Genomic DNA, 21,640 nt, shown 5'->3' with positions numbered 1-21,640 from the left:
GTGCTAGCGCACGCCAAGGAAATGCAGAACGAAGGCGATGGTGCCGAAGGAGAGGAAGGTCGAAACCAGCATCGAGGTCGCGGCCGCCGGGGTGCCGGCATCGTAGCGTTCGGCAAAGAGATAGACATTCACCCCGACCGGCAGCGCCGCGATGATGACGGCGACATCGCGCCAGAGCGGTTCCATCGTGAAGATGTGGGTGGCGAGCACATAGGTGAGGGCCGGAAAAACCACCAGTTTCAGCGTGCTGCCAACCAGCGCCTCTCCGATCGCGCCGCGGATCCTGTAGCGCGCGAGTGAGGCACCCATGGCGAAGACGGCGCAGGGCAGGGCGGCGCGGCCCATGAACTCGGTGATGTCGGCGACCGGTTTCGGCAGCGGCAGCGAAAAGATATTCCAGGCGAGGCCAAGCAGAAGACCCAGCAGGATCGGGTTGGTCAGCAGGCTTTTCAGGATCGCCCAGGGAATGCCGGCAATGGCGCCCTTCCGCCCGCGGCTACCCTCGACCAGGATCGTGACAGCAGCGAAGAACTGCCAGGAATGGAAGGCGATGATCAGGAAAACCGGCAACGTGCCGGCATCGCCGAAGGTCGTGAGAATCAGTGGGATGCCGAGCAGCACGGTGTTGCCGAAGGCGCCGGTCATTCCTGCTAATGAAGCATGAGCGAAGCCCCTCCTGAACCACCACAATGAAATCAGCATGCCGAGGATCCAGACCACGTATCCCGCGCCGAAGAAGGAGATCAGGAACTCCCATTCGATCGGGTCCGGAAGCGTGCGACGGGCCATGGTGTGGAACAGCATCGGAGGTATCGCGAAGTTGAAGACGAACTTCGAGAGACTGTCGACAGCCGCGTCCGGGAACCAGCCGAAGCGGGCGGCGCCATAGGCGATGAAGACGGTGCCGAAGACCGGCAGGACGATGTCGATCAGGATTTCCATGGGGGGCCCGGAACAGGAAATGTCAGGTGATACGAGATTTCGGATGTCCCATTCGATAAACGATAATCCGGCGCGATGACAGTCGTGGCGAACGATCCGGCGGGAGAATCCCATCCGTTGCTCGACGGCCCGATCGCGCGGAAGCTGGTCTGGCTGGCCCTGCCGGGACTGGCCGGCGGGCTGATGCAGTCGTTTCTCTATGTCGCCGACGGACGCTTCGTCGGCACACTCGGACCCCTTGCTCTTGCCGGCGTGGCTCTTGTCTTTCCGCTCTTCGCCCTATCGGTGATGCTTTCCGCCGGAGCCGTCGGCGGCGCGGTCGTCGCAGCGACGGCCCGGGCGCTCGGCGCCCGCGATCATGCTGGCGCGGCGGCGCTGGTGCGGACGGCCATGGTCCTTGCACTGATCGGCGGCGGTCTCAGCGCACTGCTCGTGCACCTGTTCGGACCGGCCTTCTTCCGTCTTCTGGGGGGCGAGGGCATGGTACTGGATACCGCGGTCGCCTATGCGGGAGTCCTCTTCCCCGGCATCGTGGTGGTCTGGTTCTTCAACATGCTGGCAAGCCTCTTGCGCGGCGCGGGCGACATGCGCCGGCCCGCGGTCGGGCTCGGCATCGCCGCCATCATGCATATTCTCTCCGCCTCGGTTCTGGTCTCCGGAAGCGGGCCAGTCGCCTCGCTCGGGATCACCGGTGCCGCCCTTTCGCTGCTGATCGGCTATGCCGCCGGAAGCCTCTATCTCGCCTGGCGACTGTTCGGTGCCGCGGGCCCGGACTGGGTGCGGCTCGGCGGTGCCGTCGACTGGGGGCAGGTTCTGCGCGTCGGACGCCGCGGCAGTTTTGCCGGCGTGCAGTCTGTTCTGACCGTCGCCATTGCCCTGGTCGTCACCGCCTTCATGGCCCGGATCGGCCCGGAGGCACTCGCGGGATACGGCATCGGGGTGCGGCTCGAACTGGTGATCATTCCCGTCATCTTCGCCTTCGGCAGTGCCTGCATCGCCATGGCGGGCGTCAGCCTCGGTGCCGGAGAGCGCGTCCGGGCGCTCCGCGTCGCCTGGACCGGGAGCGGCTTCGCCGCCGGTTTCGTCGGCCTGATCGGGTGCTTCCTCGCGTTCTTCCCGGCGCTCTGGAGCGGCCTCTTCACGGCGAACACAGAGATCGCGGCCGCGACGGCGCACTATCTGCGCATCGTCGGTCCGGCCTATGCCTTCTTCGGCCTTGGCCTCTGCCTCTATTTCGCCAGCCAGGCGCTGAACACACTGGTCTGGCCGGTGACCGGAGCGGGCGTGCGTCTCGCGATCCTGCTCGGCGGCGGGTTTCTCCTCCTCGGCGATGGCATGGATGCCGGTACCGTCTTCCTGCTCGTCGCCGGAGCAATGACGGCCTACGGACTCTTCAACGCACTCACGCTTCGCTTCGGCCCCTGGCGGCGTTGACGCGACGACACCCGTTCGACCTTCGCAATTGGCGCCGGTCCTCCTCTCGCTCAATATTTCCGGCAACAGGAAAAGACTTTCAAGCGGATGGGAGGAACATCATGGCCAGTCTGGAAATCGGTCCCGGTAACAATCTCTATTACGAATATGACGCACCCGGCGCGACGGGACAGACCTTCGTCTTCGTCAACGCGCTGACCGGCAATACCGGCATGTGGCAGGTCGAGGAGATCGGCCCGGCCCTGCGCGCGGCCGGCTACGGAACGCTCGTCTATAACTTCCGGGGCCAGGCCGAGAGCGTCTTTACGCCCGACACGGATCTCGGGCCGCTGACCATCGTCGACGATCTCAAGCACATCGTCGACGCGGTCGCGCCGCCGCGGCCGATCCTCGTCGGTCTCTCCATCGGCGGTCTCTTCGCGGCCCAGGCCTACCTGAAAGGCGCGGCGGCGGAAGGCCTTGTCCTGATCAACACTCTGCGCAAGCCCGGCCTCAGGCTTGAGTGGATCAACGCAGCCATGGTGCGGATGGCAGCGGCGGGTGGCAGCCAACTCATCATGGAAGCCAACCTGCCGATGCTGGTCAATCCGGAGCAGCTCGCAAAGATGCGGCCGAACCTGCTCAAGGGCGACTACCAGGCGATGAAAGACGGTGAAGGGCTTTACGAGCTGATGAAGCGCTCGGTCACGACCGACTGGGATTTCCCCTACGAGAAGCTCGCCGTGCCGGTTCTGCTGATGACCGGCACCCACGACCGGGTGTTTCGGGTCGAGGAGGATATCGCAGAACTGGAAGCGCGTATCCCGTCGAGTTCGCACATCGTCTTTAGCGATGCGGGCCATCTCATCCCGGCGGAACGGCCGGAACGGTTCGGCCAAGAGCTTATGGCATTTGCCGCGACGCTCTAGCGGCAAGGACGGCTGCATCGATGCTCGGCTCATAATCTACCAGGGGCGGCTTGAGGCCCTGGGCCGAAAGATCGCGCCGGGACTCCACCGTCGTTCCGGTCAGGTAGACCGTCACGCCGTTGCGTGCCGCCTTGTGAGCCAGCACCTCGATCGTGTTGGCGGCGGTCGAGTCGAGGAACGGCACCGCGGAGAAATCGATCACCAGCGCCCGGTGCGTGTCGGAGATGCGATCCAGGACCGAGCCGATCGAGGCCGCGGCGCCGAAGAAAAACACGCCTGAAATCCGGTAGATCACGATGTCCGGATCGTTTTCCCGCTCCTCGTCGTAGGGGTGCCGTCCACCCTCCGCATCGTCCGCGGCATCCTCGGCGACGAACGGCTGGTGGGTCTCGATCGCCGTCGTTTTCGACATGCGGTGGATGAAGAGCACGGAGCCGAGCGCGAAGCCGACGATGATCGCTTCGGTCAGGTCTCGGAAGATGGTGAGCAGGAACGTTGCGAGCAGGACGGCGGCATCGCCGCGCGAAGCCCGCAAAAGGTTTGCGAAGGCGTGCTTCTCGACCATGTTCCAGGCGACGAGCGCAAGCACGCCGGCGAGGCTGGCGAGCGGGATGTAACCGGCGAGCGGTGCCGCGATCAGCACGAAGCCGAGAAGGAAGAGCGCATGCATGATGCCGGAGATCGGCCCGTGTGCCCCGGCACGTACGTTTGTCGCGGTCCGCGCGATCGTGCCGGTGACGCAGATCCCCGAGAACAGGCCGGACGCGATATTGGCGGCGCCCTGCGCCACCAGCTCGCAGTTCGAGCGGTGCCGCCGGCCGGTCATGCCGTCGGCGACGACGGCGGAAAGCAGGGATTCGATCGAGCCGAGCAGCGCGAACGCCAGGGCGTTCGGCAGTACGGCCTGAACCTTGGCGAGGTCGAATGCGGGAATCGATGGTAGCGGAATGCTGCTCGGCACGCCGCCGAACTTGGAGCCGATTGTCGCGACCGGAAGATCGAGCAGTGCGGTGACCAGCGCGGCCCCGGCGACCGCAATCAGCATGCCCGGCCAGTGGGGCCGGAACCGTTTAAGCCCAGAGATGACGAGGATGGTCGCGCCGGCGAGCAGGATGGTCGCGGGATCCGCCGTCGGCAGATCCGCCCAGAGCGCCGGCAGCTTTTCCAGCAGCGGACCCGGTTCCGGCGCGGCGAGGGTGAGACCGAGCAGTTCCTTGATCTGGCTCGCGAAGATGATCACCGCGATGCCTGCCGTGAAGCCGACCGTGACCGGATAGGGGATGAATTTGATGTAGGTGCCGAGCTGCAGCAGGCCGATGGCGGCGAGCAACAGGCCGGAAAGCATGGTGGCGAGGATGAGCCCGTCCATGCCGTGCGCCTGCATAGTCGCGGCAACCAGCACTATGAAGGCCCCGGCAGGCCCGCCGATCTGGAACCGGCTGCCGCCAAGCGCGGAGACAAGGAAACCGCCGAAAATGGCGGTATAGAGTCCCTGTGCCGGGGTCGCGCCCGAGGCGATGGCGATGGCCATGGAAAGCGGCAGCGCGACGATCGCGACGGTCAGGCCGGCCATGGCGTCGGCTCGCAGGTTGGCGAGACTGTAGCCCTCGCGCAGCACGGTGACGAGTTTCGGCGTGAAGGCTTCGCCGAAGGACGGCCCGCGCTCGACGGGCGAGGGGACGGTGCGACTGGTCATGCGTTCGGACAGACCGTTACCGCGATCGGGTGACTGGTCCCTACGTTGAGGAGATCGCAATGAAAGCAAAAAAGGCCGGGAATGTCCCGGCCTTTGATGAGGATAAAGTGTCGCGGCTCAGAGCGCGTCGTCGCCTTCCTCGCCGGTCCGGATACGGACGGCTTTCCCGACATCGATAACGAATATCTTCCCGTCGCCGATCTTGCCGGTCTTGGCCGCAGAAGAGATCGCTTCGACCGCACGATCCGCAAGGTCGTCGCTGGTGACCACCTCGATCTTCACCTTGGGCACGAAATTCACCGTGTATTCGGCGCCGCGATAGATCTCGCTGTGACCGCCCTGGCGGCCATAACCCTTGACCTCTCCGGCGGTCATGCCGTGCACGCCGATCTCGCTGAGCGCCAGGCGGACTTCGTCGAGACGGTGCGGTTTGACGACCGCTATGATCATTTTCATCTAGGCTCTCCTCAGGTTAGGTCGTAGCCACGTTCGCCGTGCGCGATGATATCGAGACCTTCGATCTCGCTTTCCTCGCTGACACGCAGGCCGATGGTACGGGCGATGAGCTGGGCCAGAAGCCAGGTTATCACGCCGGACCAGGCCGCGACGGCGAGGATACCGGTCGCCTGCACCTGGATCTGGCCGCCGATCGAAACGCCGTCCGCGAGGCCCAGGCCTCCGAAGCCGGGCGCGGCAAAGACCGCGACCAGCAGGGTACCGATAATGCCGCCGACGCCGTGAACTGCAAAGACATCGAGCGAGTCGTCGATCTTGAAGCGGAACTTGATCCAGGTGGTGAAGTACTGGCAGACCACGCCGGAAACGACGCCGATCACGACCGCGCCCATCGGGCCGACGAAACCGGAGGCGGGCGTGATCGAAGCGAGGCCGGCCACCATGCCGGTGACGATGCCGATCACGCTCGCCTTGCCGAAACGGAGATATTCGAGGAACGCCCAGACGAGCGAAGCGATCGCGGCGGAGATGTGTGTCACCGTCATCGCCATTCCGGCGTTGCCGTCGGCGGCGAGTGCGGAACCCGCGTTGAAGCCGAACCAGCCGACCCAGAGCATCGCAGCGCCGGTCACCACCATACCCGGGCTGTGCGGCGGCCGGATCTCCTGCGGGAAACCGCGGCGCGGGCCGAGCACGATGGAGAGAACGAGAGCGGAGACGCCTGCGGTGACGTGCACCACGATACCGCCGGCAAAATCCATCACGCCCATCTCGGCGAGCCATCCGCCGCCCCAGATCCAGTGGCAGGCTGGCCCATAGACGAGCACCAGCCAGAACAGGCTGAAGGCGCAGACGGCGCCGAAGCGGATGCGCTCAGGATAGGCGCCGACGATGAGCGCCGGGGTGATGATCGCGAAGGTCATCTGAAACATGAAGAAGACGGTCTCGGGAATCGAGCCCGAGAGGCTGTCGGTGCCGACCCCAGCGAGGAAGCTCTTGCCGAGCCCGCCGATCCAGGCCTGATGTGCGCCGCCGTCGTCGAAGGCCATGCTGTAGACAATCACGAGCCAGGCAACGGAGGCGATGCAGGCAATGGCGAAACAGTGCATCAGCACCGAGAGCACGTTGCGTGCACGTACCAGCCCGCCATAGAACAGCGCAAGGCCGGGCAATGTCATAAAAAGCACGAGCGCGGTGGCGGTGAGGATCCAGGCCGTGTCCCCGCTACTCATAGCGTCTTCCGCTCTGGCCTCGCCGATGCCGGACCCGAAGGCGACGGCAGCGGTCAGGCCGAAGGCGGAAAGCCTCCGGATATGTTTCATGAAAATCGATCCCCCCTGAAGTCTGTTCGTGCTGCGACGGATGCCCCCTGCAACCGCCGCGGATAACAGTACGATCGAATGCCTAGTTCGCAAGCAGAAAGAAGAATTGCTTATTTTTTCGGCATTAATTTCCGAAACGCGGACGCCAGTCCGAATGATTGTCTCGATACATTTGATGACGCCGGCCAGCGATCGCTGCTATAGGAGAGGCATGGAATGCGATCTTGTGATCTTCGATTGTGACGGCGTTCTGGTCGACAGCGAGGCGATCGCCAATCGCTGTACGGCGGAAGCCATGACCGAGGCCGGCGTGCCAATTCTCCCGGAGGAGGCGCTCAAGCGTTTTCTCGGCGGGAAACTGACCTTCATCCAGAAAGATGTCGAGGCGATGATCGGCCGTGAGCTCGGCGAGGACTGGGTTCCGAAGATTTACGCCAAGCAGTTTGCGCTCTACCGCAAGGAACTTCGGGCGATTTCCGGTATCGACCGGGCGCTGACCCGGATCTCGGATGCGGGCAAGAAGATCTGCGTCGGCAGCAACGGACCGGTCGAGAAGATGGATGTCACCCTCGGCGTGACCAACCTGAAGCGGCATTTCCGCGGGGCCATATTCTCCGCCGACATGGTCGGCATTCCGAAGCCTGAGCCAGACCTCTATCTCTATTGCGCGGAACGGATGGGCGTCGCGCCCGAGCGCTGCGTTGTGGTCGAGGATAGCCCGACCGGTGCCCGTGCCGGCATCGCGGCGGGGATGCGGGTCTTCGGGTACAGTGCCGCGCACGGACCTGAAGGATTGGCCGAAGTCGGCGTGCACGCGCTGTTCGATGACATGGCCGATCTGCCGGGCATGCTCGGCATCGATGCGCCGGAGCTTCCGGAGGAACGCTTCGCCTAGCAGCGGGCGCCCGAAACCGGCGGGTCAGTCAGCCGCGGTCGAGGGGACGCGTGAGGCATGTCGGTCCGCCACAGCCCTTTGCCGAAATCTCGGAGCCGTCGTAGCAATGCACCGCGACGCCGGCGGCTTCCAGGCGCCGGCGTGTTACGGGATTGCCCTCGAGCATGACCGCAACGCGCGGCGCCACCGCCAGCACGTTGCAGCCCATGCTGTCGTATTCTTCGTCCGGCACCTCGACGAGGCTGATCCCGCGCGCCTCGAGCCATTTGCGGAAGAATACCGGCATCATACGCGGATAGACCAGCGCCAGATCGGGTGCGATCGGGCTGATGAACGACATCAGGTGCAGCACGTCGCCCAGACCGTTCCTGTGCGGCACCGGAACGGTCACGATTTCCGAGACCGCGTCGCCGAGCAGCGCCTTCAGCTGGCGCACGCCCTCGGCATTCGTCCGGTAACCGTCGGCGATGGCGATCACGTCGCCGTCGAGCCAGACCAGGTCACCGCCCTCGACCATGCCGGTTCCGCCAATCTCTCCGAGAACGGGAATTCCCGCAATTTCCAGTCCTGAGGCCAGCGCAGCCGGCTCCGGGCGCCGTGCCGGTTTGCCCATGCGGCAGAGTACCGCGCCGTTGTCGGAAATCACTGCATTGTCCCGGACATAGATCGAGTCGATGCCGACCGACAGATCCGCCGGAAGCCACTCGATGACGCAGCCGAGCTCCTCGAGGATATCCGCCAGACGGTCCGACTGCGCGCAGGACTGTCGGAAATCCGGGGCACCGAGATAGTTGAACACGCGCCATTCGGCGTCGATTTTCTCCTGGTTCACGAAAGCGTCCCTTGCATGTTTCATCAGGACGCGGCGGATTTTCCCGGTCTCGTTCTGCACGCGCGGTCTCCGTGGTAGTCATGAAGCGATTGTCGCCGTAAGGAACACTCTAGAATGCGTCACGCACCCGGAGGCAATATCCTGTTGGACGCAAAAAGAAGAAGTGGGGGACTGGGAGTGCCGATCGAAACCCATGAGCAAGATGATCTCGTGGAGTTCATGTGCCACGGCGAGCTCTCGGCCGTCGAGATCATCTCGGTCTCCGCGGCCTATCATGAGAGGACACCGAAGAAACTGGCGCTCTGGAACCTTCTGGGGGTGCAGATTTCGAATTTCAGGGCAGAGAATTTCCCGGAGGTCGCCGATAAAGGCGCAGAACTCGGCCGATTACGGGGAGACGGTGCCCGAAATGCCATTGTCGTCGGTACTGCGGACGAGCAGCTGTTGCTGAAGGCATACAGCAGCACGGCGAGTGCCGTTTCACCCGTCGAGCACAAGGTTTTTCTCGACCGCGACGAGGCGATCATCTGGCTTCGCAGCGGCGGTCGCTGATCTGATATCGAATGACATGTGGTGTTTCATCTTGACTGACCCTTGCGCGGTGCCAGATCAACGCGGGAAGGTTTGAGGCTTTCTGTTCTTCGGACCCTATGCGTGAAGGGGTGACACTTTGACAGTAAAGGTCTCGGATCGTGGCGAATTTGTCGAGTTCATCGCCAGTGGATTTGTCCGCCCGGAGGACGTGTTCGACGCGGTCTCGGCCTATTATGAAGCCGTTCCGAAGCCTTGGGCGGTGTGGAACTTCCTGAATGCAGACCTCTCGAGTTTTTCAGCGGATCAGTTCAGGAAAGTAGCGGCGAACGGAGCACGTTTCGCCGCTGCTCGAGGCGACGATGCCCGAAGCGCGATTGTGGTGAAGTCGGACGCGGAAGCGATGCTGATCCGTGCCTTTGTGGCGATGGCGGGAGTGGTTTCTCCAATTCCGTTCAGGATCTTTATGGACCGAGACGACGCCATCAGATGGTTGCGTGATCCAAATCGGGTCGCCGGCGTGGAGCAGAACAGCGCCTAAGAGGCCGTGTTCCGTTTCCACTCCGCTCCCGGCCAGACGCCCGGAGCGCAGCGTGCATATTGCGTCGGATACCTGATCTCTTCTCCCAGCGTCTGTGCCGCGTGCCAGGCCCAGCGGGGATCGTCCATCACGCCGCGAGCAAGCGCGACCATGTCGGCTTCGCCGTCGGCAATAATCTTCTCCGCCTGCCGCGGTGCCACGATCATGCCGACCGCCATTGTGGCGATGTCGGCTTCCTTCTTGATCTTCTCCGCCAAAAAGACCTGGTAGCCCGGTTTGACTTCTATCTTCTGCCGCGGGTCGAGGCCGCCGGTGGTGACATCGATGAAGTCGCAGCCGAGCGCCTTCAGCTGCTTCGCATAGACCACGGCTTCCTCCGGCGTGAAGCCGCCATCGACCCAGTCGGTCGCGGAGAAGCGAACGGCGAAGGGCTTGTCTTCCGGCCAGACCGCGCGACAGGCCTCAAAGATCTCGAGAGGGAAGCGCAGCCGGTTCTCGAGACTTCCCCCGTAGCCGTCCGTGCGCTGATTGCTGAGCGGCGAGACGAACTGATGCAGCAGGTAGCCGTGCCCGCCATGCAGCTCCGCGAGGTCGAAACCGATCCGGTCGGCGCGTTTCGTCGTCGCAACAAACTCCGCCTTGACCTTCGCGAGGCCCGCGTCGTCCAGCGCGCGGGGCGCCGGCCAGTCGGCATAGCCGAGGTCGGAGGGGCCGACGGTCTCCCAGCCGCCCTCGGCAATCTCGACCGGCTTGCCGCCTTTCCCGGGAGGCTGGGTCGAGCCCTTGCGGCCGGAATGGGCGATCTGGATGCCGAGCCTGGCCGTTCCGTAGGTCTTGCAGAAATCCACGAAGCGCTTGATCGCGGTCTCGTTCTCGTCCGAATAGAGGCCGAGGCATTTCGGCGAGATCCGGCCTTCTGGCGAGACGTGGGTCGCTTCCGTGATCAGCAGGCTGCCCGCGCCCATGGAGAGCGAGCCGTAATGCATCAGGTGCCAGTCATTCGCGGTTCCGTTCTCCGCCTGGTATTGGCACATGGCGGAGACCGCGATCCGGTCGTCGAGGGTCAGCCCGCGGAGAGTGATCGGGGAAAAAAGATGACTGCTCATTCGCCTCTGTCCTAACGTCCTGCCCTGTTTCCGTCGCCGCGAACTCCGTCGCGCTCATGTCGAGGATAACTGTTTCGCGCATCCGGGGGAGGGGTGAATGACGAAGATATCCAATGCTGAAATGGAGCGGATTGCTCGCGAGGAAGTGCCGGCCGTCGGGCAGTATGGAATCCTGTTTGAAGCGATCGGAGACGGTACGGCCCGGGCCGTGCTGCCATACCGGGAAGACTTCCTGCGGCCCGGAGGGACGGTCAGCGGTCCGGTGATGATGGGGCTCGCGGACGTGGTGGTCTATGCCTGCGTGCTCTCGCGGATCGGCATCGTCAAGCTCGCGGTGACCACCAGCCTCAATGCCAATTTCCTGCGCCGTCCGAAGCCGGCCGATCTGGTTGCGGAAGGCCGTCTTCTGAAATGCGGCAAGCGGCTTGCCTATGGCGAGGTGACCCTGTTCAGTGCGGGCGAGGAGGACGACCCGGTCTGTCACGTGACCGCAACCTATTCCATCCCGCCGGAGGATCAGCGGTGACGGCCGCCGGTATGGTCCGCCTGTCGGACGGATGCCTCCACGCCGATATCTGGCCCGCAAACGGCGGACGTATCGCGGGATTCTTCAGCCTGCACGGCGAGGACCGTTTCGACTGGATGGTGCCGGCGCCCGCCTCCGATATCGACAGCGGCGCGTCGGGGTCATGGGGCAGTTTTCCGCTGGTCCCGTTCTCGAACCGCATCCGGGACGGCCGGTTCGCCTGGAGCGGGCGGGAGCACAGGATTTCCGTCTCCGAGCAGCATGCCCCGCATGCGATCCACGGCCACGGACGGAACCGGTCCTGGACCGTCGAGCGCCGGACGGGCACCTCGCTGGACCTCACTTATGATCATGAAGGGGATGACTGGCCCTTTGCCTACAGGGCGCGCCAGCGTTTCGCCCTGGAGGGCGAAGAGCTTGTTGTCGAAATGACACTCGTGAATACCGGGACGGAGAGCATGCCCGGCGGTCTCGGGCATCATCCCTATCTGCCATGGCGGGACGGGATCGTGCTGGAGACGAATTTCGGCAACGTCTGGCCGGCGGCGGACGGTATCCTGCCGGCCGGACCGGAGACCGTTCCGGAGACGCTTGATTTTTCTTCCGGTCGGCCTGTGCCGCGCGGTCTCGATACTGGTTTCGGAGGCTGGTCGGGACGGGCGCGCATACACTTGCCCGGGGACGGACTGGCGCTGGACATCGAATGCAGCCCCGCACTGGGTCACGTCATCATTTTCACGCCGGCGGGTGAGGATTTCTTCTGTTTCGAGCCCGTGACGCACGCCATCGATGCGATCAACCTTGCGGCGCGCGGGGTACCGGAAACGGGCCAGGTCGCGGTCGCGCCGGGAGAGGGGCTGGAGGTTTCGATGCGGTTCCGGCCGAGGGTGATTGCCGACTAAGTGTTTCATCCGAAAAAGAAACGGGTTAGTGATATGGTAATATGATACCATATTTCTAAAGATGTTGAAAAAACGCACTTTTTGCCGCTTGACTTCCCATCGCGTGTCCGTATTTTACGCCGACCCGTCGCCGGGCCTGTTGGTATCCGCGCGGCAATTGGATTTCGCAGCATCACTGGATGGTAAGAGAGATGCGTACCTACTCGGCAAAACCGAGCGAGATCGAGAAGAAGTGGTGGATCGTTGATGCCGACGGCATGGTCCTCGGCCGCCTCGCGACCGTTCTCGCTAACTACCTGCGCGGCAAGCACAAGCCGACCTTCACCCCGAACATGGATTGCGGCGACAACATCGTCGTGATCAATGCCGACAAGGTCAAGCTCACCGGCAACAAGCGCACCGACAAGAACTTCTACTGGCACACCGGATATCCGGGCGGCATCAAGTCGCGCACCATGGCGCAGATCCTGGACGGAAAGCATCCGGAACGGGTGATTGAAAAGGCCGTGCAGCGGATGATCAGCCGCGGCCCGCTCGCCCGCAAGCAGATGAGCAACCTGCGCATCTATTCCGGCACCGAGCACCCGCATGAGGCGCAGCAGCCTGAAATGCTCGACGTCGCCGCGATGAACCCGAAGAACAAGAGGTAAACCATGTCCGTTGAGACCGAAGCGACCAACGAAGGCGCTGGCATGGAAGCGCTCGAGGCCTTGAAGCAGGACGAAGCTGCGGCGCCGGCCGAGCCGAAGCTCGACAAGTTCGGCCGGGCCTATGCCACCGGCAAGCGCAAGAATGCAATCGCCCGCGTCTGGATCAAGCCGGGCAACGGCAAGATCGTCGTCAACGGCCGCGAGGACAGCGTCTATTTCGCCCGTCCGGTGCTGCGCATGATGATCAACCAGCCGTTCGGCGCGACCGACCGCAAGGATCAGTTCGATGTCTACGCAACCGTCACCGGCGGCGGCCTCTCGGGCCAGGCCGGCGCGGTGCGTCACGGCATTTCCAAGGCGCTGACCTATTTCGAGCCGGGCCTGCGTCCGGTCCTGAAGAAGGGCGGCTTCCTGACCCGCGACCCGCGTGTGGTCGAGCGCAAGAAGTACGGCAAGGCGAAAGCCCGTCGGAGCTTCCAGTTCTCCAAACGCTAACGCGCCTGCGATATCTTTTCGGAACGGCCCGTCACCTCGGTGGCGGGCCGTTTCATTTCCACGCCTGTCGTGCTATTCAGTTGAATTCATTGATCTTGATCGAATGTTCGCTCATCCCGGGTTGGGAAGTGAGCGGACTGACACAACATTGACTCTTCGGGGTGTCCTGCTTGCAAACGCAAAGGCTGAAGCTCCAGGCCTATGTCGTGATGCTCCTTCTGGTCGCCTCGACTGTCGGCTCGCTTGTTGGCGGTCTTGTTCTGTCGCGGCATTTTGAGGAACTTGATCGGATCGAGGAGGAGGTGCTCGCCGCCCGCGAGCAGCGCGTCCAGACGCTGAACGCGATCCAGGTCGAGCTCGGCTACGGTGGTTTCATCCACAATTTCAAGAATGCGGTGCTGAGAGGCGAACTGCGTTACGTCGAGGCGGCGCGAGAGCACGGCGCGCGGCTCATGGAACTGTTCGATTCCTATGAGGACATCGATCTGCTCGGAGACGAGACGCGTGTGCTGGCGCCGCTCAGAAAGACCGTCGAGCGTTATATCGGGAATATCGACAGCATTGAGCGGATGATCGCCGCCGGCGCGACGGCGCACGAGATTGACAGTGCAGTGAGGGTTAGCGACCTCGAAGCTGTCATCGCATTGGAGCGATTGAGTGCGATCTCGAGCTCGATCTATGCCGGAGCCGTCTCGGATGTGCGAAGCCGGCGCGCCGAGATCCGCACCGTTCTCGAAGTGTCGGCCGTGGTCCTGCCGCTTCCGATTGTTGCGGCGGTTCTGATCCTGGTTCTGCTGCGGCGCATGCTCACGGAGATCCGTGCGCGCACGGACGCGGAGTCCGCAGCGCAGGAGGCAAGGGCGGAAGCGGAAAGGGCCAATCAGGCCAAATCCGAATTCGTTTCCAATATGAGCCACGAAATCCGGACGCCGATCAACGGAATCATGGGGATTGGCCGGTTGCTCTCGGAGACGTCGCTGGACGAGGGGCAACGGAATTATCTGCGTCACCTGAACAGCTCGGCGCAGGACTTGCTGGAGATCGTGAACGTCGTGCTGGATTTCGCCAAGCTGGAATCCGGCAAGATCGAACTCAGTCCGGTCGATTTCGAACTGGCGGACTTGCTTGGCGAGATCGAGGCGCTGATCGGCGCCCAGGCCGGGCCCAAGGGGCTGTATTTCAGAACCGCCATCGCCCCTGACTGCCCCGCGACGGTCCATGCGGATTCGCTTCGTCTCAAACAGGTACTAATGAACCTCGCGGGCAACGCGCTCAAATTCACCCAGACGGGTGGGATCGAGGTCTCGGTTGGGTGCGCGGCGGGCCGGAGCGCGTCGGGCGAATTCGAGCTCCGCTTCAGCGTCCGGGATACCGGCATCGGTATTCCGGCGGACAGGATCGACGGCCTGTTCAATCCATATGTTCAGGCCGATAGCTCGACGACTCGACAGTATGGCGGCACCGGTCTGGGGCTGGCCATCTGCCGCGATCTGGTCGAGCTGATGGGCGGCACAATCTCCGCCGCCAGCGTTCCGGGCGAAGGATCAGACTTCGTCTTCACGATCCGTGCCGAAGCCGTAGGCGATAGATCTGAAGAGGGGCGGTCGTCGGTCGAGGCCACGTCGCGAGAGACAGGTTCTGAGGAGGGCTTCGAAGATCTGAAGGGCGTTCGGGTGCTGGTGGTCGAGGACAACCTCGTCAACCGGATGATCGCAACCGAATTGCTCCAGGCCAGGGGAATCGACGTCGAGACCGCTGATGACGGAGCGATCGCGGTCCGCATGGTCATCGGTGAAGGGCGACCGTTCGACCTCGTGCTGATGGATTGCCAGATGCCCAACATGGACGGTTTCGAAGCGACCCAGCGGATCCGGAAGGACGCGAGATTTCGCGACCTGCCGATTCTCGCGATGTCGGCCAATGTGCTCGAGGATGATGTCCGCAGGTCGCTGGCCAGCGGAATGAACGATCACCTGGGGAAACCGTTCGAAGTGGAGGTGCTTATTGCGACCTTGCGGCGATGGATCCGGAGGTCGGCATAGACACCGGTGTCCGCCCGTTTATGCTGGCGCACGGAATGGCAGTTGGGCACCGCTTTGAGCCGATCTCTTGAAAAGATTAGTGTTGGTTTGATCGGCGAGGGTATTTCGGCCTCTCGCACGCCGGCCATGCATGAAGCGGAAGGCGCGGCGCACGGGATCGACTACAACTACCGCCTGATCGACATGGTTGAAAAGAGCCCGGTCGACCTTGGCGCGCTCCTGGCGGAAATCGAGGCCGAGGGCTTCGCCGGCGTCAATGTCACCCATCCCTTCAAGCAGCAGGTGCTCTGCCATGTCACCGAGCGCGCACCGGAGGTCGAGCGCGTGGGCGCCTGCAACACGGTGCTGTTCGAAGCCGGCGGACGGCGGGCGCACAACACGGACTATCTCGGATTTCTCCATGGATTCCGGACCGAACTCGGTGCGGTGCCCCACGATCTGGTGTTGCTTCTCGGGGCTGGTGGCGCTGGACGGGCCGTCGGGCTCGCGCTGGCGGAGGCCGGTGTGGCGGATCTCAGGATACACGACAGCAACGAAGCTGCGGCCGACCGTCTTGCCGGCGACGTGCGGCGCCTCTTTCCAAAAATCCGCGCCGCGTCGATCGAGCCGTCCATGCTCGCGGAGTTAACGCCCGACGGAATCGTCAATGCGACGCCTGTCGGCATGGCGGCTCACCCCGGTATGCCGATCGATCGGTGCCTGTTGGAGAATCGGCCCTGGGTCGCGGATATCGTTTACTTCCCGCTCGAAACCGAGCTGTTGGAAGCGGCGCGGGGCCTCGGGTGCATCACCATGTCCGGACGTGGCATGGCGGTGATGCAGGCGGTCAAAGCGTTCGAGCTCTTCACCGGGGTCGCGGCCGACCCGGACCGGATGGCCGAAACATTCGACAGTTTCGACTCAAGGGGACATGCGCGATGAGGATCTTTCTGACCGGAGCAAGCGGCTTTATCGGTGGTTCGGTCGCCGTCCACCTGATCGCGGCGGGGCACGACGTCCGTGGCCTCGTCCGCAGCCCGGAGCGCGCCGATGCCGTGGCCGGATGCGGTATCGAGCCGGTGCTCGGTACGCTCGACGATGCCGAACTCCTGGCCGGCGAAGCGGCACGGGCGGACGCGGTGATCAACGCGGCAAGCGCGGATCATCGGAATGGCGCCGAAACGATTCTCGACGCGCTGGCGGGAAGCGGGAAGACCTTCCTCCATACGAGCGGGTCCAGCATCGTCGGCCGTCGGGACGCGGGGGGGCGCTCCGATGCCGTATTCGACGAGGAGACGCCAATCGATCCATCGCCCGCGCGCGCGGCACGGGTCGCGCTGAACCGCGATATTCTTGCATCGGCGGCCCGGAACATCCGTGCTCTTATAATCGCGCCGAGTCTGATCTACGGCCGCGGCCTGGGCGTGAACCCGGACAGCATGCAGGTGCCCTGGCTGATCGAGGTCGCGCGCAGAACCGGCGGTGCGCGCCATATCGGGGCGGGCGCCAATGTTTGGTCCAATGTCCATGTCATGGACCTCGTCGAGCTCTACCGCCTCGCGCTGGAAAATGCCCCTTCGGGCGCATTCTACTACGCGGAGAACGGCGAGGCCTCGATGAAGGAGGTTTGCGCGGCTATCAGCCGGATGCTTGGACAGGGCGGCAGCACGCATCAGATGAGCGTTGACGAGGCGGCCGGGTACTGGGGCGAGGGGCCGGCGAACGATACGATGGGATCGAACAGCCGGGTGCGGGCCCGCCGTGCCCGGACGGAACTGGGCTGGACGCCGGCCTCGCCGGATCTGATCCATGAGATCGAGCAGGGGTGCTACGCCGCAGGGCGGTAAGGGCGCATGACTTCCGGAACCGGGCCGTGCAATTGCCCGGCCCGGCTTTGCAGTGGTTTCAGAGCCCTAGCGCGTCGATATCGGCGGCGGAATGGCGTTCCTCGAGCAACTCGCCCGGCTCCCCATTCACCCGGTTTACAACCCGGCCACGCTTGACCGCGCGGCGTTCGGCGATTTCCGCCGTCCAGCGCTGCACGTTCTTGTAGGACTGCACGTCGAGGAAGGTGCCTGCATCGCCATAGGCTTTGCCGAGGGCGAGGTTGCCGTACCAGGGCCAGATCGCGATATCGGCGATGGTATACTCGTCGCCGGCGATGTACTTGGTCTCGGCAAGTCGCCTGTCCAGTACGTCGAGCTGGCGCTTGGTTTCCATGGCAAACCGGTTGATCGGGTATTCCCACTTCTCCGGCGCATAGGCGTAAAAATGCCCGAAGCCTCCGCCGAGATAAGGCGCGCTGCCCATCTGCCAGAAGAGCCAGTTCATCGTCTCGGCACGTCCGGCCGGGTCCGTCGGCAGGAACTCGCCGAATTTCTCGGCCAGATAGAAGAGGATCGAGCCGGACTCGAAGAGCCGGATGGGCGCCTCCGGATTGCTGCGGTCGAGCAAGGCAGGAATCTTGGAGTTCGGGTTGATTTCGACGAACCCGCTGCCGAACTGGTCGCCGTCGCCGATGCGGATCGTATAGGCATCGTACTCGGCGCCCTCATGACCTTTTTCGAGCAGTTCCTCGAGCATGATGGTCACCTTCACGCCGTTTGGTGTGGCGAGCGAATAGAGCTGCAACGGGTGCTTGCCGACCGGCAGTTCCTTGTCGTGGGTGGCCCCGGCGATCGGCCGGTTGGTGCTGGCGAACTGGCCACCGTTTTCCTTGTCCCAGGTCCAGACTTTGGGCGGCGTGTATGGCGCGACGTCGTTCATGGGGTCATTTCCGTTCTGTTGTGTTCCGGTGCGGGCTCACGACCCGATCCTATGGCAGATGGGAGATGACCGCAGTCCGACAAGGTTAATGGGGGCCGAGAGTCAGGGAAAGAGACCTGTTCCAGATTGGCGGGTACGAGGGGTGCAGATCGCGCGCGCTGGCGCTTCGATGGGACCGGGGGCCTGTTATGTGCGCTTGAGCAGAGTGCCTCTGATCCGGGCTCTTCAGACTTGCTCCGTGCAGGTATCGGCGACAAGCTGGTTGCTGGACTTTTCATTGCATTGCGGGGGTTCCGATGGCATTCGACCAGTCTCGGGTCACGGCCTTCTACGAGACACATCCCTATCCGTACCGGCCGCCCGGAACCGTCGGGGACGATACCCTGATCGGCGTTCCGAGTGATCTCCGCTTCATCAATCACTACGTCTTCGGCGGACGGCGCGATTTCGGGAAGAAGATGCGTCTTCTGATCGCAGGTGGCGGAACCGGCGACGCGGTTGTGGGCCTGGGACGCCAGGCCGCGGCCCTCGGCTGCCCGGCCGAACTGGTCTATATAGATCTCTCGACCAGGTCACGCGAGATTGCCGAGGAGCGCTGCCGAAAGCTCGGGCTTGGCGGCATCAGGTTTCATACCGGCCGCATTCAGGATGTACCGGAGCTTGAGCCCGAGGCTTTCGACTACATCGATTTCTGTGGCGTCATTAACCATGTCGGCGATCAGCAGCAGGTGGTCGATATTCTCTCCGGCTGCCTTGCGCCGGGCGGCGGGATGGGGGTGATGGCATACGGCCAGCTCGGACGGACCGGCGTCTATCATGTTCAGGACATGTTGCGCCTGGCCGGTGCGGGACAGGGAGATGTCGGCACGGCGCGCGCGCTGCTCGGGGCCTTGCCGGAGACCAACTGGCACCGCCGGAACGCGATCTTCGCCGAGACGTCCGGAGAGCCCGATGTCGAGATCGCCGACCGCTATCTCAATCCGGCCGACAGGGCCTTTACGGTCGCAGAATTGCGCAGCGTGATGAACGCTGCAGGGCTTGAGATCGCCGCTTTTGTGCCGCCGTTGCTATATGATGCTGCAGCGGAAATAGCCGATCCAGCACTGCGTGAACGGGTTGCGAAGCTCTCCTGGATCGATCGATGCATTTTTGCCGAGCTGTTCCACGGCGATATCGCCATGCACAATTTCTACGTAGTGAAGGCAGGACGCCGACCCGATGCGGATCGGCTGCTCGGCGAGAAGGCGGCAATCCCGATCATGACCAGCATTCCGGCCGGGCAGGCGCCAACGATTGCGAATGGGCGGTACGGTTTCACCATGAAGTGCGGACCGCTGGCACGGAAACTGACGCTTCCGGGCACGGAAAATTCCGCGTCGATTATCCGTGCGATCGACGGTGTCCGGAGCCTGCAACAGATCCATCGCACACTTCCTGGAAACATGAGCTGGCGCCAGTTCCAGCGCGAGTTCGCCCTGGTTTACCGGGGGCTGAACGGGGCCGGGGAAATGGTGCTTTCTATGACTCCGATACCGCGTTGATACCCGTTACCGCTTTCCGTGCGCCAGCTGAGCCGACCTCGGCAGGGCGCGAAGTCTTGCCATGGCAAGAACGCCAAGGAAAGGTCCGGCGGCGAGCGGAACGAAAGCGCCGCTCCAGCCGAAGGCGTCGACCAGGTACGGCACGGCGTGGATGGTGCCGACCGTCAGCATGAAACCGACGCAGGTCTGGGTCGTCACCATGGTACCGACATAATCCGGTGGCGAGAGTTCGATGACGCTGGCGGAAAACTGGGCGGAATCGGCGACGATCGAGATTCCCCAGACGACGCAGAGCAGGACCAGAACCCAGACGGGCATGCCGAAGACAAATCCGGCGAGCAGGCAGCAGAGGCCGCTCACGCACATGCAGGCCATGGTCAGGCGCGTGCGTCCGACACGATCGGCGAGCAGGCCGCCGGCGATGCTGCCGATGGCGCCGGAGCCGATCATGGTGAAAGCGAGCAACTTGGCTAGGTGCGGCACGGCTTCGGCGCCGGGTGCGAGCGCGAGGCTGGAGGCGAGAAACAGGGCGATCCAGGCCCAGACCGCATAGAGTTCGATCATATGCCCGAAATAGCCGAGGTTTGCATAGCGCAGCGCAGGATCGGTCCAGGCTTGCAGCATCTGCGCCGGCTTGAAGCGGGCCGCGCGGCCAAATGGACGGCCGGGCTCGAACAGCAGAACGAGCAGGCCCGCACCCGCCGCACATGCGGAACTCGCGGTGATGGTGAAGCGCCAGTCGAGGCCACCGAAGACGTCGATCAGGTGCGGTGCGCCGGAACCGAGGGTAAGGGCTGCGACGAGGAGCCCGACCAGAAGGCCGCGGTCCTTGTCGGTCCAGGAGGAGATCATAACCATGCCGACGGGATAGACGCCGGCCATGCAGGCGCCGACGACGAAGCGCAGCACCGGCATCCAGGGGCCGGCAGGGTCGATAGCGAAGGTTGCGAGATTGGCCCCGGCCGCGATCAGGGCCGAGAGCATGAAGAGGAACTGCGGGCGGACCCGGTCGACAAGTGTCAGCAGGGCGTTCAGCAGAGTGCCCGCGACGAAGCCGATGGAGACGGCGCTCGCCATGGCGGCGGCCTGGCCGTCACTCAACGCCATTTCGGCCCGAAGTCCCGGAATGATCGCCGAACCGGAGAACCAGAGCGTCATCGCGAGCACTTCACAAAGAGTGAGGAGCGCGACGTTGCGCCATTTGCGGTTCATATCCCCGTCGTTTCCTTCAAGGCATGGATCATGTCAGGTTCGGCCTCTTCGTTCGCTGAGCCATTGCCGTTGTCGGCACAGGAGAACCCGTGATGCTCCGTCCAGAGGCAGTTCGCACTACGGCCTTGCTGTATGGCAAGACGCTTGCGTCCGCCGGACGCGCTTTGCGAAGTTGGATGCTCATGGGAGCGGTTCCCGGGATGGGCTCGGTTTGGAACGAGGGTTGTGCGCGTCTCGACCGGACAATTCAAGCCTTCAGTAGTGCGCAGCAGCGCCTGCTCGGCTAGTGAGTTACGATCGAAGGAATACGCATCGGAGGTCGATTGTGTCACCTGTCATTCGGAGCCTCAGGGGATATACCCCGCGAATTGCCAAGCCGAGTTTCGTGGCGGAAACGGCCGCCCTGATCGGCGATGTAAGCATCGGAGCCGAGAGCAGTATCTGGTATGGCGCCGTGCTCCGCGGCGACGACAATCCGATCACGGTCGGGCGCCGCAGCAATATCCAGGATGGCACGATCGTTCATGTCAGCTCGACCGGACAGGGAACGGTGATCGGTGACGAGGTGTCGATCGGCCACGCGGCGATCATCCATGCCTGTACGCTTGAGGACCGCGCATTCGTCGGCATGGGGGCGACGGTGATGGACGGCGCGGTGGTCGAGGGCGGGGCTATGGTCGCTGCCGGGGCGCTTGTCGCCCCCGGCAAGATCGTGCGCACCGGTCAGGTCTGGATGGGCAATCCGGGACGTCATGCCCGTGATCTGACCGCTGACGAAGAAGCGTATCTCGCCTATGTCGCGACGCATTACTGGGAGCTGGCGCAGCAATATCTCAGCGGCGGATGACCTGCCCGCGCCCGGTG

Annotated in this window: 22 protein-coding genes; 14 read left to right on the top strand and 8 right to left on the bottom strand. The window is 63.5% G+C overall.

Annotated elements, in window-relative coordinates; genetic code table 11:
• Window positions 1-3: 3 nt before the first annotated feature.
• Window positions 4-942, bottom strand: a complete 939-nt coding sequence (locus tag ACOOE1_RS05200; RefSeq protein WP_420405275.1) for an AEC family transporter — start codon at window positions 940-942, stop codon at window positions 4-6.
• A gap of 75 nt (window positions 943-1,017) precedes the next feature.
• On the opposite strand from ACOOE1_RS05200, the gene ACOOE1_RS05195 reads away from it, so the two are divergent.
• Together ACOOE1_RS05195 and ACOOE1_RS05190 are read left to right on the top strand one after the other, a co-directional pair.
• Window positions 1,018-2,376 carry an MATE family efflux transporter gene (locus ACOOE1_RS05195; RefSeq protein WP_420405274.1) on the top strand — a complete coding sequence of 453 codons (1,359 nt, stop codon included), beginning with the start codon at window positions 1,018-1,020 and terminating at the stop codon, window positions 2,374-2,376.
• Window positions 2,377-2,477: 101 nt separating this feature from the next.
• Window positions 2,478-3,284, top strand: coding sequence for an alpha/beta fold hydrolase (locus tag ACOOE1_RS05190; RefSeq protein ID WP_420405273.1), 807 nt, complete (start codon window positions 2,478-2,480; stop codon window positions 3,282-3,284).
• Here the strand turns inward: ACOOE1_RS05190 and ACOOE1_RS05185 are convergent.
• The 3 genes from ACOOE1_RS05185 to ACOOE1_RS05175 form a co-directional block, all read right to left on the bottom strand.
• Window positions 3,259-4,980, bottom strand: a complete 1,722-nt coding sequence (locus ACOOE1_RS05185) for a SulP family inorganic anion transporter (RefSeq protein ID WP_420405272.1) — start codon at window positions 4,978-4,980, stop codon at window positions 3,259-3,261. The two genes, ACOOE1_RS05190 and ACOOE1_RS05185, sit on opposite strands and share 26 nt — an antisense overlap.
• Before the next feature lie 117 nt (window positions 4,981-5,097).
• Window positions 5,098-5,436 (bottom strand): P-II family nitrogen regulator, encoded by a 339-nt coding sequence (locus tag ACOOE1_RS05180; RefSeq protein ID WP_420405271.1) that lies wholly within the window; start codon window positions 5,434-5,436, stop codon window positions 5,098-5,100.
• An 11-nt stretch (window positions 5,437-5,447) separates the two neighbouring features.
• Window positions 5,448-6,758, bottom strand: coding sequence for an ammonium transporter (locus ACOOE1_RS05175; protein ID WP_420405270.1), 1,311 nt, complete (start codon window positions 6,756-6,758; stop codon window positions 5,448-5,450).
• 211 nt (window positions 6,759-6,969) lie between these two features.
• Here ACOOE1_RS05175 and ACOOE1_RS05170 point away from each other — a divergent pair, with 211 nt between their 5' ends.
• Window positions 6,970-7,653, top strand: coding sequence for an HAD family hydrolase (locus tag ACOOE1_RS05170; RefSeq protein WP_420405269.1), 684 nt, complete (start codon window positions 6,970-6,972; stop codon window positions 7,651-7,653).
• A 28-nt stretch (window positions 7,654-7,681) separates the two neighbouring features.
• On the opposite strand, the gene ACOOE1_RS05165 is transcribed toward ACOOE1_RS05170, so the two are convergent.
• On the bottom strand, window positions 7,682-8,545 hold the full coding sequence (locus tag ACOOE1_RS05165; protein ID WP_420405268.1) for a dimethylarginine dimethylaminohydrolase family protein: 864 nt from the start codon (window positions 8,543-8,545) through the stop codon (window positions 7,682-7,684).
• 117 nt (window positions 8,546-8,662) lie between these two features.
• On the opposite strand from ACOOE1_RS05165, the gene ACOOE1_RS05160 reads away from it, so the two are divergent.
• Window positions 8,663-9,037 (top strand): hypothetical protein, encoded by a 375-nt coding sequence (locus ACOOE1_RS05160; protein ID WP_420405267.1) that lies wholly within the window; start codon window positions 8,663-8,665, stop codon window positions 9,035-9,037.
• Window positions 9,038-9,155: 118 nt separating this feature from the next.
• Window positions 9,156-9,557 (top strand): hypothetical protein, encoded by a 402-nt coding sequence (locus ACOOE1_RS05155; RefSeq protein WP_420405266.1) that lies wholly within the window; start codon window positions 9,156-9,158, stop codon window positions 9,555-9,557.
• Here the strand turns inward: ACOOE1_RS05155 and ACOOE1_RS05150 are convergent.
• Complete coding sequence (locus ACOOE1_RS05150) at window positions 9,554-10,663, bottom strand: NADH:flavin oxidoreductase/NADH oxidase (protein WP_420405265.1); 1,110 nt, start codon at window positions 10,661-10,663, stop codon at window positions 9,554-9,556. The genes ACOOE1_RS05155 and ACOOE1_RS05150 overlap by 4 nt on opposite strands.
• 97 nt (window positions 10,664-10,760) lie before the next feature.
• Here ACOOE1_RS05150 and ACOOE1_RS05145 point away from each other — a divergent pair, with 97 nt between their 5' ends.
• From ACOOE1_RS05145 to ACOOE1_RS05115, 7 genes are all read left to right on the top strand, one after another.
• Window positions 10,761-11,189 carry a PaaI family thioesterase gene (locus tag ACOOE1_RS05145; protein ID WP_420405264.1) on the top strand — a complete coding sequence of 143 codons (429 nt, stop codon included), beginning with the start codon at window positions 10,761-10,763 and terminating at the stop codon, window positions 11,187-11,189.
• Entirely contained in the window at window positions 11,186-12,091 is a 906-nt protein-coding gene (locus ACOOE1_RS05140; RefSeq protein WP_420405263.1) for an aldose 1-epimerase, read from the top strand. Before ACOOE1_RS05145 ends, ACOOE1_RS05140 begins: the two co-directional genes overlap by 4 nt.
• A gap of 191 nt (window positions 12,092-12,282) precedes the next feature.
• Window positions 12,283-12,741 carry a 50S ribosomal protein L13 gene (gene rplM / locus ACOOE1_RS05135; RefSeq protein WP_420405262.1) on the top strand — a complete coding sequence of 153 codons (459 nt, stop codon included), beginning with the start codon at window positions 12,283-12,285 and terminating at the stop codon, window positions 12,739-12,741.
• A 42-nt stretch (window positions 12,742-12,783) separates the two neighbouring features.
• Window positions 12,784-13,236 carry a 30S ribosomal protein S9 gene (gene rpsI / locus ACOOE1_RS05130; protein ID WP_420406409.1) on the top strand — a complete coding sequence of 151 codons (453 nt, stop codon included), beginning with the start codon at window positions 12,784-12,786 and terminating at the stop codon, window positions 13,234-13,236.
• A 170-nt stretch (window positions 13,237-13,406) separates the two neighbouring features.
• Complete coding sequence (locus tag ACOOE1_RS05125; protein ID WP_420405261.1) at window positions 13,407-15,278, top strand: ATP-binding protein; 1,872 nt, start codon at window positions 13,407-13,409, stop codon at window positions 15,276-15,278.
• A gap of 6 nt (window positions 15,279-15,284) precedes the next feature.
• Window positions 15,285-16,199, top strand: coding sequence for a shikimate dehydrogenase (locus ACOOE1_RS05120; protein ID WP_420405260.1), 915 nt, complete (start codon window positions 15,285-15,287; stop codon window positions 16,197-16,199).
• A complete protein-coding gene (locus ACOOE1_RS05115; protein WP_420405259.1) occupies window positions 16,196-17,104 on the top strand; it encodes an NAD-dependent epimerase/dehydratase family protein in 909 nt (302 codons plus the stop codon). Before ACOOE1_RS05120 ends, ACOOE1_RS05115 begins: the two co-directional genes overlap by 4 nt.
• Before the next feature lie 58 nt (window positions 17,105-17,162).
• Here the strand turns inward: ACOOE1_RS05115 and yghU are convergent, their stop codons facing one another.
• Window positions 17,163-18,023 (bottom strand): glutathione-dependent disulfide-bond oxidoreductase, encoded by an 861-nt coding sequence (gene yghU, locus ACOOE1_RS05110; RefSeq protein WP_420405258.1) that lies wholly within the window; start codon window positions 18,021-18,023, stop codon window positions 17,163-17,165.
• A 296-nt stretch (window positions 18,024-18,319) separates the two neighbouring features.
• Between yghU and ACOOE1_RS05105 the strand changes: the two genes are divergently transcribed.
• Window positions 18,320-19,564 (top strand): class I SAM-dependent methyltransferase, encoded by a 1,245-nt coding sequence (locus ACOOE1_RS05105; RefSeq protein ID WP_420405257.1) that lies wholly within the window; start codon window positions 18,320-18,322, stop codon window positions 19,562-19,564.
• A gap of 6 nt (window positions 19,565-19,570) precedes the next feature.
• On the opposite strand, the gene ACOOE1_RS05100 is transcribed toward ACOOE1_RS05105, so the two are convergent.
• Entirely contained in the window at window positions 19,571-20,776 is a 1,206-nt protein-coding gene (locus ACOOE1_RS05100; RefSeq protein WP_420405256.1) for an MFS transporter, read from the bottom strand.
• A gap of 325 nt (window positions 20,777-21,101) precedes the next feature.
• Between ACOOE1_RS05100 and ACOOE1_RS05095 the strand changes: the two genes are divergently transcribed.
• Complete coding sequence (locus ACOOE1_RS05095) at window positions 21,102-21,623, top strand: gamma carbonic anhydrase family protein (RefSeq protein WP_420405255.1); 522 nt, start codon at window positions 21,102-21,104, stop codon at window positions 21,621-21,623.
• Window positions 21,624-21,640: the final 17 nt, after the last annotated feature.

It is taken from the genome of Nisaea sp., from assembly GCF_965216895.1.
GTDB lineage: Bacteria > Pseudomonadota > Alphaproteobacteria > Thalassobaculales > Thalassobaculaceae > Nisaea.
This window is presented reverse-complemented; position numbering and strand designations above follow the sequence as displayed.

What these genes read in the sequence shown, in the direction of transcription:
- ACOOE1_RS05200 (WP_420405275.1), bottom strand. Translation starts at nt 942, where the DNA reads ATGGAAATCCTGATCGACATCGTCCTGCCGGTCTTCGGCACCGTCTTC.
- ACOOE1_RS05195 (WP_420405274.1), top strand. Translation starts at nt 1,018, where the DNA reads ATGACAGTCGTGGCGAACGATCCGGCGGGAGAATCCCATCCGTTGCTC.
- ACOOE1_RS05190 (WP_420405273.1), top strand. Translation starts at nt 2,478, where the DNA reads ATGGCCAGTCTGGAAATCGGTCCCGGTAACAATCTCTATTACGAATAT.
- ACOOE1_RS05185 (WP_420405272.1), bottom strand. Translation starts at nt 4,980, where the DNA reads ATGACCAGTCGCACCGTCCCCTCGCCCGTCGAGCGCGGGCCGTCCTTC.
- ACOOE1_RS05180 (WP_420405271.1), bottom strand. Translation starts at nt 5,436, where the DNA reads ATGAAAATGATCATAGCGGTCGTCAAACCGCACCGTCTCGACGAAGTC.
- ACOOE1_RS05175 (WP_420405270.1), bottom strand. Translation starts at nt 6,758, where the DNA reads ATGAAACATATCCGGAGGCTTTCCGCCTTCGGCCTGACCGCTGCCGTC.
- ACOOE1_RS05170 (WP_420405269.1), top strand. Translation starts at nt 6,970, where the DNA reads ATGGAATGCGATCTTGTGATCTTCGATTGTGACGGCGTTCTGGTCGAC.
- ACOOE1_RS05150 (WP_420405265.1), bottom strand. Translation starts at nt 10,663, where the DNA reads ATGAGCAGTCATCTTTTTTCCCCGATCACTCTCCGCGGGCTGACCCTC.
- ACOOE1_RS05145 (WP_420405264.1), top strand. Translation starts at nt 10,761, where the DNA reads ATGACGAAGATATCCAATGCTGAAATGGAGCGGATTGCTCGCGAGGAA.
- rplM (WP_420405262.1), top strand. Translation starts at nt 12,283, where the DNA reads ATGCGTACCTACTCGGCAAAACCGAGCGAGATCGAGAAGAAGTGGTGG.
- rpsI (WP_420406409.1), top strand. Translation starts at nt 12,784, where the DNA reads ATGGAAGCGCTCGAGGCCTTGAAGCAGGACGAAGCTGCGGCGCCGGCC.
- ACOOE1_RS05115 (WP_420405259.1), top strand. Translation starts at nt 16,196, where the DNA reads ATGAGGATCTTTCTGACCGGAGCAAGCGGCTTTATCGGTGGTTCGGTC.
- yghU (WP_420405258.1), bottom strand. Translation starts at nt 18,023, where the DNA reads ATGAACGACGTCGCGCCATACACGCCGCCCAAAGTCTGGACCTGGGAC.
- ACOOE1_RS05105 (WP_420405257.1), top strand. Translation starts at nt 18,320, where the DNA reads ATGGCATTCGACCAGTCTCGGGTCACGGCCTTCTACGAGACACATCCC.
- ACOOE1_RS05100 (WP_420405256.1), bottom strand. Translation starts at nt 20,776, where the DNA reads ATGAACCGCAAATGGCGCAACGTCGCGCTCCTCACTCTTTGTGAAGTG.